At 42.9% G+C, this 13,359-nt stretch carries 10 protein-coding genes; 4 read left to right on the top strand and 6 right to left on the bottom strand.

Annotated features, from left to right (window positions below; genetic code table 11):
* Position 1: 1 nt before the first annotated feature.
* Entirely contained in the window at positions 2 to 1,024 is a 1,023-nt protein-coding gene (locus ELZ11_RS18975; protein WP_137358949.1) for a response regulator, read from the bottom strand.
* Positions 1,025 to 1,191: 167 nt separating this feature from the next.
* Complete coding sequence (locus ELZ11_RS18970; protein ID WP_137358948.1) at positions 1,192 to 2,085, bottom strand: LysR substrate-binding domain-containing protein; 894 nt, start codon at positions 2,083 to 2,085, stop codon at positions 1,192 to 1,194.
* A 180-nt stretch (positions 2,086 to 2,265) separates the two neighbouring features.
* Here ELZ11_RS18970 and hisC point away from each other — a divergent pair, with 180 nt between their 5' ends.
* Together hisC and ELZ11_RS18960 are read left to right on the top strand one after the other, a co-directional pair.
* Positions 2,266 to 3,366: a histidinol-phosphate transaminase gene (hisC, locus tag ELZ11_RS18965; protein ID WP_137358947.1), complete on the top strand. Its 1,101-nt coding sequence runs from the start codon at positions 2,266 to 2,268 to the stop codon at positions 3,364 to 3,366.
* The gene (locus ELZ11_RS18960; RefSeq protein ID WP_137358946.1) at positions 3,363 to 4,136 is read left to right on the top strand and encodes an ABC transporter substrate-binding protein; all 774 of its coding nucleotides are present in this window, start codon (positions 3,363 to 3,365) and stop codon (positions 4,134 to 4,136) included. The genes hisC and ELZ11_RS18960 overlap by 4 nt, the downstream gene beginning before the upstream one ends.
* Before the next feature lie 108 nt (positions 4,137 to 4,244).
* Here ELZ11_RS18960 and ELZ11_RS18955 read toward each other — a convergent pair whose 3' ends face one another.
* On the bottom strand, positions 4,245 to 5,450 hold the full coding sequence (locus tag ELZ11_RS18955; protein WP_137358945.1) for a DUF1501 domain-containing protein: 1,206 nt from the start codon (positions 5,448 to 5,450) through the stop codon (positions 4,245 to 4,247).
* An 8-nt stretch (positions 5,451 to 5,458) separates the two neighbouring features.
* Positions 5,459 to 6,832 carry a DUF1800 domain-containing protein gene (locus ELZ11_RS18950; protein WP_137358944.1) on the bottom strand — a complete coding sequence of 458 codons (1,374 nt, stop codon included), beginning with the start codon at positions 6,830 to 6,832 and terminating at the stop codon, positions 5,459 to 5,461.
* 319 nt (positions 6,833 to 7,151) lie between these two features.
* On the opposite strand from ELZ11_RS18950, the gene ELZ11_RS18945 reads away from it, so the two are divergent.
* Both ELZ11_RS18945 and ELZ11_RS18940 read left to right on the top strand, forming a co-directional pair.
* Entirely contained in the window at positions 7,152 to 8,063 is a 912-nt protein-coding gene (locus tag ELZ11_RS18945) for a hypothetical protein (RefSeq protein ID WP_137358943.1), read from the top strand.
* Positions 8,064 to 8,081: 18 nt separating this feature from the next.
* Positions 8,082 to 8,819 carry a DUF481 domain-containing protein gene (locus ELZ11_RS18940; RefSeq protein WP_137358942.1) on the top strand — a complete coding sequence of 246 codons (738 nt, stop codon included), beginning with the start codon at positions 8,082 to 8,084 and terminating at the stop codon, positions 8,817 to 8,819.
* Between the two features lie 119 nt (positions 8,820 to 8,938).
* On the opposite strand, the gene ELZ11_RS18935 is transcribed toward ELZ11_RS18940, so the two are convergent.
* On the bottom strand, positions 8,939 to 12,016 hold the full coding sequence (locus ELZ11_RS18935) for an efflux RND transporter permease subunit (protein WP_137358941.1): 3,078 nt from the start codon (positions 12,014 to 12,016) through the stop codon (positions 8,939 to 8,941).
* Positions 12,003 to 13,256, bottom strand: coding sequence for an efflux RND transporter periplasmic adaptor subunit (locus tag ELZ11_RS18930; RefSeq protein ID WP_137358940.1), 1,254 nt, complete (start codon positions 13,254 to 13,256; stop codon positions 12,003 to 12,005). Before ELZ11_RS18930 ends, ELZ11_RS18935 begins: the two co-directional genes overlap by 14 nt.
* Between the last annotated feature and the right edge of the window lie 103 nt (positions 13,257 to 13,359).

Here is a 13,359-nt window from a genome sequence, read left to right as displayed (position 1 = left end):
CTTAGTCCTTAAAGCGATCCTTGATCTCTAGGATTTCAGGTAAATGGTTGATAAAGAGATCGACGAGTTGAGGGTCGAAATGTTCACCCTTCTCTTCTAACAACAGAGCAAATGTGTCTTCGACAGTCCACGCCTTTTTATACGGACGCTCTGATGTTAATGCGTCAAAGACGTCAGCGACCGCAGCAATGCGAGCAACTAGCGGAATGTCGTTGCCTGATAAGCCATTCGGGTAGCCTTTACCATTCCATTTCTCATGGTGAGATTGAGCAACATCGGCAGCCATTTCAAGTAATTTGGAACCTGAGGTATCACCAAGGATATCCACACCAATATTGACGTGTGTTTGCATCACTGACCATTCATCAGCATCTAATTTTCCGGGTTTTAGAAGCACAGCATCAGGAATACCAATTTTTCCAATATCGTGCATTGGCGCAGCTTCACGCAGTGTATCCGCATCTTCCATTGTCATGCCGACGGCTAATGCCAGTACGTGACAATAATGGCTCATACGCAATACATGCATCCCTGTTTCGTTATCTTTATATTCCGCAGCTCGGCCTAAGCGTTTCACCATTTCAATTTTGCTGTGATTTATTTCGGCGGTTTGCTCTTTAACTTTTAAATACAAAGCTTGTTGCTGGTTATACAAAGATAAGTGGGTTTGTACACGCTGTAAGGCAATGGCAGGAGTAATCGGCTTTGTAATGTAATCGACCGCGCCTAACGATAGGCCTTTAACTTCGTCTTCAGGCGAGATTTTAGCAGTCACGAAAATGATCGGAATATGGGCAGTATCCGGTTGAGACTTTAAAATCTCACAGACTTGATAGCCGTCTAAGTCAGGCATCATGATGTCGAGGAGGATCAAATCAGGCTTTGGGTTCATTTGCGCCAGTTTGATCGCCACTGTGCCGTTCTTAGCCGCTTTAACTTGGTAAGTATCTTTGAGTAGCCCCGTTAGTACATCAAGGTTTTCTGGTGTGTCATCAACAATTAACACCGTCGCTTTGTTGGTCATTCAGCCCTTCCTCACTACAACACTATGAATTAACTAGAAATTCATTTTGAGTGTAGAAGCGCTTTTCCCATTTTGCGAATTATAGATAAAGTTTATGCAAACAATGAGTTATAGGTATTATTTCTATATCAAAATCTCACTTTTTCTTTGAAGCAAGGTTTGAGTTTTCAGTCATTATTTATTAACCAATCCACTAATGTAGTGAGCGAACTAGACTGTCTATTTTTGGGTTGAATTAGGTAATAACCACACCCCGAGAAAACCGTTTCATCACTCACAGTCACCACTCGCTTCAACTTTAGATCGTGTTCAGCCAACGTGACATCCCCTATCGCAATACCGAAGCCTTGAATCGCCGCATTCATCGCTTGATCAAGTGTCGCGAAGTTTTGATTCGCTTTGTTCGTCAAGTTTACTTGGTCGATGTGCCTTAGCCATAGATTCCAGTCACTTTGTTCCGCATTGGCATGAAGCCAAGGGTAAAGGTTCAAGTACTGTGGTTCGATAACCAAAGTCAGCGGATCGCTTTGATGGTTAGGTTTGATCAGTTGTGGCTGGCAGATTGGCGCTAGTTGCTCTTCAAACAGTAAATGACTAATGCAAGATGGGTGCTTAGGCGTTTTGTCATAGATGATGACCGCATCAAACGGGTCGAAGTTAGGTTCAAATACCTGTTTTATTGACGAGGTCAGCTCCACATCGATATCTGGAAATGCTTCTTGAAATGCCATAAGTCGTGGTAATAGCCAAGAAGTAATACAACTTGGTGCATTCAAGCGAATTTTCGAAGGCGAGTCTGATACTTGAGCCAACGCGGACTGCAGCTGAGATATTGAAACTTTGACTAGCGGCAATAACATCTCACCTTTCGCTGTGAGCGTTAGACCTCGCGCGTGTCGGTAAAACAGTTCTCCTCCCACATACTCTTCAAGTGATTGGATTTGTCGACTAACCGCGCCTTGAGTCAAATTCAACTCATTTGCCGCGTGAGTGAAGTTAAGTTGGTCAGCTGTCGCAACGAAAGATTGTAATGCTTTAGTTGATGGTAAGTGCTTCTTCATAAATCAGCCATGCAATAAATTCATGGCTAGTATGCGTTTATTTCGATTCTTATTTCAAGTCCCTTTTGTTTAACTAAATATATTCAAGCAATACTTATGATTATAAACGCCATATTTACTCGATAAAATGACTAACAAGTCACATTAAAGCTAAGAGTAAGTGTATTCAAGGAAAGTAAATTGACTGATTGCATTGCTAAACTCGTCCCAGAGGCGGTAAAAAAATTAATACCTTATCAATCCGCTAGACGAATTGGCGGCGATGGAAGGATCTGGCTAAACGCAAATGAACTGGAACAGTCCTTAGGCTTAGGAGCTAACGATCTTAGTTACAATCGCTATCCAGACTTTCTGCCACAAGATATCTGTAAAGCTTATCAGAACTACCTAAATCTAGAGGTAGGCACCATGGCGGTTAGAGGCGCTGATGAAGCGATAGATTTAATTATTCGCACCTTCTGTCAGCCAGGTAAAGACAAGATTCTTATTTGCTCACCTACCTACGCGATGTACCAGTTTTGTTCCGATGCACTCGCCATCGAAACGGTTGATGTCCCACTTAAAAGTGACTTCAACCTAGATGTTGAACAAATCATTAAGCAATCACCACAAACCAATATCGTCTTTCTTTGTTCGCCGAACAACCCTACGGGTAATGTCATTCCCAAACCCGACATCATCCAAATTTTAGAAGGAACGAAAGACAACTCACTGGTTGTGGTGGACGAGGCTTACATTGAATTTGAACTAAGCACAAGTGTGGCTGATCTGATTGATCAATATCCGAACTTGATCGTTATTCGCACGCTTTCCAAAGCCTTTGGCTTAGCTGCAGTAAGATGCGGTTTTATTCTGGCAAGCACGGAAGCCATGAGTTACGTAGCGAAGCTAGTGCCTCCGTATCCTATGCCGGATTGCTCTTCAAAAATTGTATTGGATGCGCTCTCTAGCGAAGGCATTGACAAGGTAATGACTGCGACACAAAACCTGATAGCCATTCGCGAGCAGTTCAGAACCTCATTAAAAGAATTTGACTTCATCGAACAGGTTTACCCTTCGTCGACGAATTTCGTGTTACTGAAAGTTAAGCAAGACTTTGATTTGTTTGAAGCTTTGAAAGAGAACGGAATTGTCACTCGAAATCAGCATCATGAACCTGCCCTACAGCATTGTGTGAGAATCAGTATTGGTTCAAAAGAAAGTATGCAAGAAGTCTTAGAAACGCTGACTCAGTACTCAAAAAACGGTACTGTAAAACCTCAACAAGGAACGACAAAATGAAGAAATTCGCGTTAGGCATTGCATGTGCCACTACATTACTCTGTTCAGCAGTTCAGGCGAAGGAAGTCAGATTAGCTTCCGATTTTACCTATCCACCATTCAACTATAAAAATAGTGAAGGTAAACCCGTAGGTTTCGACATCGAAATCGCAGACGCTTTATGTGCTGAAGCTAAATTAGAGTGTACATGGGTTTCGCAAAGTTGGGATGCGCTTATACCTAGCCTGTTGGCACGCAAGTCAGACGTCATTATGGCGTCAATGAGAATTACCGATGAGCGTAAGCAAAAAGTACTGTTTACCAATAAGTACTACCAAACCCCCGCTCGTTTTGTCGCTTTGAAATCTGCCGCTTTTAGCATTGATAACACAGGGCTTGAAGACAAAACCATCGGTGTACAACAAGGGACAATCCATGATCGTTACGTCACCGACCTATACGGTAGCGTGGCAACGATTAAACGTTACACCGGGCAAGATGAAGTCTATTTAGACCTACAAAATGGAAGACTTGACGCTACCTTTGGTAATTCCGATCAACTGTCCTTGGCCTTTTTAGATAAAAATGAAGGTGCGAACTTTGAGTTCAAAGGTAAGCCCGTGACCGATAAAGCCTACATTGGTGAAGGAACGGCTCTAGCACTTAGACAGCGTGACGAGGCATTAGCTGACAAATTCAATAAAGCGATTGTTTCTATTCGCGAAAATGGTACCTACGACAAGATCGCCGCGAAGTATTTTTCATTTGATATTTATGGTGAAGACCTTTAATTCACACTTTGACACCTTTCGCTGGAAAGTAAGTACCACAAAGCCCGCCATGAGCGGGCTTTTTGTTATAGCAATCTCGCTATCGTTCAATGTATTAAAGAAACAGAACTAACTCGTCTTAAAGAGTTTCAGCGCATCTCCACGTTCTACAATCGATGAACCTGGGAATATCTTAGATATATCAGAACTGGAGAAGCCGAGATGTTGGTTCAGAACTTCTGCAATGACATCATTGGTATTGGTTGTCGGTTTTAAGTCCCGCTCCTGATACAAGTCTGCTTTTGCAAGACCAGGCCAATTGGCAATAACCTTACCACCTTTTATTGCTCCACCAGCCAACATCAACGCATTCCCCGTTCCATGATCGGTTCCTTTCGTTCCATTCTCTTCCACAGTTCGGCCAAACTCACTAGCGGCTATAAGCGTTGTACGTTGCCAAGCATCTCCAAGTGTTGTTTTCAATGCACTTATTCCAATATCGAGTTTTTTGAGCTGGTTTGCCAGCCTTCCCTGCACCGAACCTTGCGCAGAATGCGTATCCCAACCGCCTAATTCCAGTACCGCTATGTTTGGTCCAGCTTCAGACTGCAGAAAGTGACCAGCTTGAGTCGCCAGCGCTTTAAATTGTCGACCATTAACTGATTCTCCCGTCATATTCTCGATCATCAGCACTTGTTCAAAATTAGCAGAGAGCTTTTCATCACTTTGAAAAAGTTCTTCAAGCAGCTGTACTTGCTGTTCGCGCATTTTCAAATTATTTGGGTACCAGCTACTCACTTGCTTGTCGCCCTGCAGAATAAGTGGGGAACCAGAATCTATTGCAATTGCTTCAAAACGATCATGAATTTGTATTGCTCGATTAAGCCAGCCTGTTCTCTCATAAGGATCGCTTGTACCGTTTTCTAATACTTTTTGCCCATCAAAATGAGAACGCGAACGATATTGTGTAGCCGCTGCATGAATGAAAGCCGCCTCACCCTTTTGGTACAGATCATAGGTATGGGTTAACGCAGGGTGTAAACCAAAGAACGAATCAAGCGAATTAGTCTGACTCGGCTTTAAATGGATGCTTGGTCGATGACTTTGATAGTCGGAATCTCCATGTGGAACCACGACGTTCAATCCGTCCATCGCACCGCGTAACGTGATCCATATGAGTATGTTTTTTGAATCCGTTTGTGCAAAAGATAAAGTAGGAGCCAAGGCACTTAAGCCCAACGCCGCATTCACGCTCACTCCGGCAAGCGCTTTGAGTACCTTTCGTCTGCTCAATTTCATCGAAGTTGGCGAGGTTGTTGTTGTCACTTTAGTCATGTTGCCACCTATCGATATTGAAATTGCGGGCTAAGCCAAATCAGCAGTAACTTGGTTTTTATGTTCTTAGTTTTAGCCAACAGAACTTGAGTATGCTCATCGAGATCCGAGCCGTATAGATTGTCAACAGCACCGTTAAACCATTGGTTTATATCGGCATTCTGCTCTTTTAAATGTTTAACGACCAAATGAGTCATTTGATCGGCCACGTTCCACCTTTGAGTCAGGCCTGATGGGCTGTTGTAATCTTGGTCTCTGTCAGGCCAGCCGGCAGGCGATCCCGCCATAAATGGTTGCTGCCCCAGAATCCTCAAAAAATTGAGCGAGCGCTTCTCGGGAATAGGCAACTCCACACTTCGAACTAAGGCGAAATACCACTCTTGTGGGGTTCTATATCGTAGCGGCGTTATCACTTGCCCATAAGGATGATTGATTAGCGCTTGATAAACTGGCATTAACTCCCCTTTGAACTGCAAATAGACGTCAGCCAGATCATCAATGACCTCTTGTGGTGTCTCGCCCCAAAAGTGTTGCGTCAATTTGGTAGATAGGTGTTGAGCGGTATCCTTATGTAACGCTAAATCGCGTAAACACTGTTCGGCCTGTCGATAAGACTGCTGAGGTTTATCAGCAGCATGATACTGACGGCCAAAAACGGTAAAGGTCCCTGGTTCATGTGTATTTGGGTTAAACGTAAAGCCAGGGATAGGCTCGCGGAAACGCACTGACCAACCAGTTAACGCCTTGGCTAGTTGAATCACATCTTGTTGAGTGTAAGAGCTTGATACCCCTAGAGTATGAAGCTCCATGATTTCCCTCGCGAGATTTTCATTCAACCCACGTTTAGACTTATTACCACGCTTGGAGTTAGGACCCACTGAAATATGATTATCAAGAAACATTAGCATTGTTGGATGCTTGCAGACTTTGACGAGCATGTCTGAAAAATTTCCCGACCATGAAGAACGAATGACTTCATTCTCAATACCAGACACTATCGGGCGAATTTTTTGCGTATCTGCAGACACCGCAAAGTGGTTACTCCAAAATTGAATGAGCCGCTCTTGAAAATCGACGGACGTTGTTGAAGTTTGTAGATGCCTAGCTTGAACAGATTGACGATAACTTTGCTGAGAAAACTCACGAATCTGTTTTTGAATTTGTTTCTTTTTATCTGGCTGTTTTGCCGCCTTTTTCCGCTCTTGATGATTTTTATCCATCGTGAGCAACTGTTCTGATGTCGAAGGTAATTCGAGTATTGCACGGTGAGTATAGGCATTGCTTTTCAACTGCTGCTGAAGTGGCATCGATTGTTGGCCGTTTACTGTCCCAAAGCCGTAACGCTGAGACTCTACTATCCTTTCTATTTTGCTTTCATCCATAAAAGTTATTCACCTGTTTGGGTAGTTCGATATCAGCAGTGAAAAAGAGACAAACAGTTTCGCCCCTTCCTCAACTAACGTTTCTACCAACATACGTTAGCCAGTAAATACGAACGTCAGCTTTCTGTTATCGTTTTGTTGGACAAAGACTTTCAACGTCGTTTTTATGCACCAAGAAAAATCAATATAAGCTAAGCAACCTTAAGAAGTTCTCAATTTATCTCACTAATGATCATTCATATTGATTTCAACGTTAACTTGTACCTTCCGAAATAAAATAACTAGCCTATTTCTTAAGTTTAGGCAGTTATCGAACACAATGAGCGTACAAGCACTTCAAAAATCAGCCGATGAAGTAAACCTGTTCAACGAACATGTCACTATCATCCAATCTCTACATACAATAATGACCAGCAAAATCGATTGGGCTGCTATTGCCAGTAAACGTGCGCCCGAAATGCCAGTCATTAGATTCGCGAATAAGTCTAAGGCGCTTGCTGAACTCCACAGCCATCATCAATCAGGGTGGTTAAGCAATTTCACCAACAAAAACCGCCAACTAGAGAGTTTAATTCGTGACATCGAATCCTCAACCAACAAAGACATCGAACACTATCAAAACCAACTAAGAACTTGGGAAAACGACTACTCACATTGGCTAAAAAATACCAAATTATCTAAAAACGTATTAAACAACGACAACGAATCTAAACTTGAGGCACTTCGTTTATTACTCGATGAAGTCAACGTCCACAAGATTAGAGGCGTTTCACTTATCACCCCAAATGGCTGCGAATACAAAAATGGCTATAGCTTGGAGGTGAATGTGAAAATCGATAAAGATAATGTCGTCCCTCAGAAGCAGAAATCGCTCTTTCAAGGTGAGCTAAAACACGAATCCCTATCGATTGAAAAGCGTAATGAGATTTACAAAGAGTATGTTTACAGCAGCGCACTAAAAGTAGCATTAGATGTGTTTGCCATTCTTCCTGACAACCATGTGAAGGTGAATGTACAAGAGTCCAGTACCAGCAATTTAGACCAAACCATATTTGCGGCCCATTTCGAACGAATGTTACTTAACAGCTTAGATCTTGAACATGATTCAGCTTCAACGCTGGTGTCTAATTTTATTCATTTCGAGCACTTCGATGAAAAGCGTGAAGACGGGTTTAAACCGATATCCACACCTTTGGAACCATCTGCTGACTTCTTAACCTTTCTATTCTAACGATCAACTCGAAACGCTATGAATATTAAACAATTCGCTGTATGTGCCTTGTCTCTACCAATATCGGTTTCTGTTTTCGCAGAAGCCGAAGAAGAGTCCCCTTTCACTCGATTGACTAAATTAGGGTTCATTTACTCCCAAAACACCACGACCTCCTTGTCTGTTAACACAGGTGTGTCGGTAGGATACAAAGAAGAAGATTGGGGACATCGAATCCAGTTCGATACCTATTATACGGATGCAGAAGAAGGCGAAGATGGAACCAACAGATATACCATTAACTACGGTATAACTTACGATTTAACCGAAAAAACCTATGTAGTGGCCGCTTCTCGATTTGAGCAAGACCATTTCGGTACCTACCGAAAACAATCGATCACCATGACGGGTTTTGGTCGCCATTTCTACGATACTGAAAAAATTATTCTTCAAGCGTCTGCCGGCCCAGGTTATCGAATCAGTGTCCGCCAATCTTTCGACGAAGAGTTTCCAAATGAAGAAAACTACGAGTTAATTGCAAGTGGTAACATTGATGGTTCGATTCAATTTACGGACACCTTTTCGGTTGGCTCAACCATAAACGTTGCGTACGGTGAAGATAATACCAACTACAACGTTAAAGGGTATTTGAAGAATATATTGATGGGAAATTTAGCACTCACCTTTGACACCGAGTATATCTACAACACCACGGTAGCCTCTGACCAAAGTAACAGTGAAATCTACAGCTCTATGAATCTCAACTATGATTTTTAGTTTTCAAGTAAACACATCTAACTCTACTAGCACACCTTCTCTATCCACTTCGTTCTCCCCAAATAACTAAAAGGCCCTCAACTGAGGGCCTTTTTATTTGTTACTTTCTCGTATCACTACTACGCCGCTTTACTTCTCAAGCGAGTCAAGATATCAAACTCTTTCAAGTTGGCCATTCCGACATACGCTACTGGCACTAAGAACAATGAGAAGAATGTTCCGACTGACAGGCCGCCGACAAGCACCAGACCGATGTTTACACGACCTAGCGAGCCTGGACCATCCGCCAATGCCAGCGGTAATGAACCAAGAATCATGGTAAGAGACGTCATTAAAATTGGACGTAAACGAGAACGCGCACTGCTGATCGCTGCTTCTTTTGCGCTCGCTCCAGCTTTGCGTTTTTCATTCGCGAACTCTACTAACAAAATACCATGCTTGGTGACCAGCCCGACTAGCGTCAACAAGCCAATTTTTGAGTAAATATTTAGGCTCTGACCAAATACAGAAAGCGTTAAGATCGCGCCCACAATACATAATGGTACGGTTAACAAGATAATCATCGGATCAACGAAACTTTCGAACTGAGCGGCTAGGATTAAGAAAATGAAAATCAAAGCCAAGACAAACAACACTTGTGCGCCAGCACTTGAATCAACGAGATCTTTCACCACACCATTGAACTCATAATTCTGAGCAGGTTTCAGTAAGCTCGGTACGTTTTCATCGATATAAGCTCGTACATCACTTGCCGTATACCCCGGCATCAAGTCCGCAGTAATTTCAGCGCTGTCTTTACCCATAAAGGTTTTAAAGTTCGACTCTGAAGTCACTTGCTTAATAGACACGAATTGAGACAACGGTAATCGTTGACCAGATTGCGAATCAACGTACAGCTTATCGAGAACTTTAAAATCTCCTAAGTCATTACGATTCACCTGAACCTGGATTGGGTAGGTATAACCATCATCGGCTTGCAAGTCCGCAGCCTTAACCGAGCCTAAGAAAGTCGAAAGCGCATTGGTTACGTTTCCGTAATCAACACCAGACAAAACGATCGCATTTCTATCGATAGACAAATCGTAGCGTAGTTGGTCACGCAACATTGAGTTCTTAATGTTGGTCACGCCTTCATAGCTTTCTAGCACTTTAACCACCTCATGAGCGGTTTCTGACAGCGCTTTTGTATCTCGATTAACGGTTGTCAGTTCCAGAATCATATTGGTCGCAATACTCAAATTGTCAGCTGAGCGGACTTTAAAAGACATCCCGTATGCCGAAACCGAGCTTTGCGCAGTTGCGATGAATTCATTGACTAGCTCATCCGCGCTCTTCTCTCTTTCACCCCAAGGTTTTAGTAATACGTGGTTAGTCGGTGTACCTTCGATATAAGAGAGGTTCGCTTCTACGGAGTTATTCCCTGCAAAGACACTATTTAGCTGTTGATTGTTATCTAAGTGATATTGACGTCCTACCCCTGTTGGCGGTGTCGACGCTACTTCAACAAAGCCCGTATCTTCTGTTGGCAATAATACCTGTGGCATCTTCCAAACTGCTATGGCAGACAAGGCGATCAGAAAAAGTGCGATACCGCTCATCAATGCTTTACGATCAAACCACTTGTTCAATTCTTTGGTGTAAACATCTGACAAGCTGTTCAGTTTACTGTCTACCTTTTGGAACCATTTTGGTGGCGTTGATACCGGTTTCATTAGATATGCGCTCATCATTGGCGAAAGCGTCAGTGCAACAAAGCCAGAGATAATGACCGCGGCCGCTAATGTGAATGCGAACTGTCTAAACAGGTCTGCAGTCAAACCCGACATCAAACCAATTGGTAAGTACACCACAGCAAGAGTCAGTGTCATCGCAATAACTGGGAATACAATTTCTCGACAGCCTTTAAGGGCTGCATTGAAAGGCGTTTCCCCTTCTTCAATATGACGATAACAGTTCTCGGCTACAACAATCGCATCATCGACTACCAAGCCTATCGCCAGGATAATAGCGAGGATCGTAAGTACATTAATACTAAAACCAAGCAGCGACATCACCGCAAATACACCGATGACACAAACAGGAATGGTAATAATAGGAATAGAAGCGACTCGAATCGAACCAAGGAAAAGTACAACGACCGCCGACACTAATACGATAGCTTCAATTAATGTCATAAAGCCTTGATCGATAGCTGCTTTGATGAAATCCGCTTGGTTGTATACCATTTTCATCTCAATACCATCAGGTAATTGAGGCTGAATCATCTCAATTTGCTTTTTAACTTTATTCGCCACAGTTACTGGGTTTTCGCTTTTAAGCGGTAACACTTGGATAGACATCGCAAGCTTTTCGTCAACCCGCAAAATACTTGGCGTTAGACTCTCTTCATCCATTTTGACTTCAGCAATATCACCTATGCGGATGATCTTACCGTTATCAACGCGAACTACTAAGTCTCTTACATCATCAACGCTTGTAACTTGGTTTACAGGGTTAATTGAAAAGTCACGTACCTGCCCCTTAATCGTACCCGCGGTAAACGTCGCGTTGTAAGAACTCAACGTGCCCACAACATCAGAAGCACTCATGTTAAGTGCCATCATTCGATCAGGTTGCAACCACACTCGCACCGCCTTCGAACTGCCACCATAAGGCCCCCAAATGCCACCAACCCCTTGGATGTGCTTAAACTGAGGCACAACTTGTTGGCTAATGTAATCGTACATTTGCTGCTTCGACATACCACCAGAATTTACGAACGTAATTACATTACTCGGCATGCTGGTGTCTGAAGAATCATCCGTCACCGTTGGCGTATCCGTCATACTCGGTGGGAAGTCACTGATCCCTTCAACGCTGCTTCGAAGGTTATTCATCAAACTTGTGTATTCCACTTCGTTGATGTCATCTTCGAACATGATTTTGAGACTACAAGTTCCTTCCTGACAATCTGTCGTCATGGTTTTCACGCTGTCTAAACCAGTAGCGGCAGTAATCAATTTGTCTGCCACATTACGCGACATAAACTCTGCACTTGCTCCATTAATCGCGGCGGTCACGGTGGCAGAAGGCGTTTTATGTTCTGGGAAATATTGAATCGATAGTTTCTGAAATGACAACATTCCAAGCAGCACAATGGCAATGCTCAGAACCGATGCAAATACAGGGTGTTTAATACAAATCTCAGGAAGCTTCATTCACGATCTCCTCTGAAGAAGCTTCCTTGCTTGGTTTGTCGTTCGCCTGAACTTTTTCAGTTACGGCTTTAATTGAGCTTTCAGCGCCTGATTCTGACTCTAGCAAATCATGTTCAACTTCTAAAGTTGAGTCGTTCCAAACAACAGGTTCCTGACTGCTGTTTAATTCACTCTCCACAGGCTCTGAAATAACTACTTTTTGTCTCGCTTGTGGATTCATGACTTTAACTAGTGACTCTCGACGCAGGTTCTGCTGACCTGTAATCACAACGCTTTCTCCAAGCTTAAGGCCCTTTTCGACGACGACATAACCGTCATTAGTGTTAACCCCTAGCTTTACAAAGCGTTGCTCAATGTTTTGGCCATTCACTACCCACACAAAACGTTGGGCATCTTTTGCCTGAACAGCATTTTGCGAAACCACCATCTGTTGTGAGTCTTCACTGGTAACTTGGTTTACTTTTGCGAACATTCCTGGAACCAGTCTATGTTCCGGGTTAGTCACGTGAGCATGAACTTCAACTCGACCTGAGCTCTCATCGACAGCAGGAGCAATGTAGTCCACCACACCTGAGAATGACTCATCTGAAAATGCGTCGACGTTGATAGATACGTGTTGCCCTAACTTGGCATTCCCGAGATCTGATTGGCCAATTGAATACTGTACTTCAACAGGGTCTAACTTAATCAGGCTGACTAAAGCTGTCGAACTATCAATTCGCGCTCCAACTGAATGGCTAAAGTTGGTTAGCTGACCATCAAAAGGCGCAATCAACAGATAGTTGTTCATCAATGCTTGTTTTTGGCGAAAGTCAGCTTCTGCTAAGTTCGCTTGTTCTTTTAATTCTTCTACATCTTGCTGCGACATAGAGTCTGGTTGTTTCTTCAATAATTCTTGTACGCGTTCTAATTTAGACTGAGCAAGAGCCAGTGAGCTACGGGCCTTGTCTAAATCCGCTTTTGCTGTCGTATTATCAAGCTGAGCAATTAACTCGCCTTTCTTTACTGCGTCACCATCGCTAAAGTGAATTGTTTGAATTTTTTCAGATGCACTAAACGTTAGCGCTGCTGAATCTGTTGCTCGAATCTTACCAACTTCTGTAATAGCAGAGCTAAAAGCCTGCGCGTGTGCTTTTTCAATAGTTACCGGAATCAAGGTAGATTCTTCAGCAAATGAAGGAGTGGCGTGTAAGGCAAACAACGCCAAACAAATGGTTTTACTAAGCTTGTTAAATTTCATCTTCAATTACCATAAGTCGTTTCAACCATCTGAATCAAAACGCTTTTCTTAAGCAGCTATTGTTAACTAAAAAGCTTCCAGCTAATTATGTCCTGGCTAATAA

Source organism: Vibrio profundi (assembly GCF_005281835.1).
Classification (GTDB): Bacteria; Pseudomonadota; Gammaproteobacteria; order Enterobacterales; family Vibrionaceae; genus Vibrio; species Vibrio profundi.
This window is presented reverse-complemented; position numbering and strand designations above follow the sequence as displayed.

Bases quoted from the DNA above. Each gene is read 5' to 3' on its own strand.
- ELZ11_RS18975 (WP_137358949.1), bottom strand. From the start codon at position 1,024: ATGACCAACAAAGCGACGGTGTTAATTGTTGATGACACACCAGAAAAC.
- ELZ11_RS18970 (WP_137358948.1), bottom strand. From the start codon at position 2,085: ATGAAGAAGCACTTACCATCAACTAAAGCATTACAATCTTTCGTTGCG.
- ELZ11_RS18930 (WP_137358940.1), bottom strand. From the start codon at position 13,256: ATGAAATTTAACAAGCTTAGTAAAACCATTTGTTTGGCGTTGTTTGCC.
- ELZ11_RS18950 (WP_137358944.1), bottom strand. From the start codon at position 6,832: ATGGATGAAAGCAAAATAGAAAGGATAGTAGAGTCTCAGCGTTACGGC.
- ELZ11_RS18940 (WP_137358942.1), top strand. From the start codon at position 8,082: ATGAATATTAAACAATTCGCTGTATGTGCCTTGTCTCTACCAATATCG.
- ELZ11_RS18935 (WP_137358941.1), bottom strand. From the start codon at position 12,016: ATGAAGCTTCCTGAGATTTGTATTAAACACCCTGTATTTGCATCGGTT.
- ELZ11_RS18960 (WP_137358946.1), top strand. From the start codon at position 3,363: ATGAAGAAATTCGCGTTAGGCATTGCATGTGCCACTACATTACTCTGT.
- ELZ11_RS18945 (WP_137358943.1), top strand. From the start codon at position 7,152: ATGAGCGTACAAGCACTTCAAAAATCAGCCGATGAAGTAAACCTGTTC.
- ELZ11_RS18955 (WP_137358945.1), bottom strand. From the start codon at position 5,450: ATGACTAAAGTGACAACAACAACCTCGCCAACTTCGATGAAATTGAGC.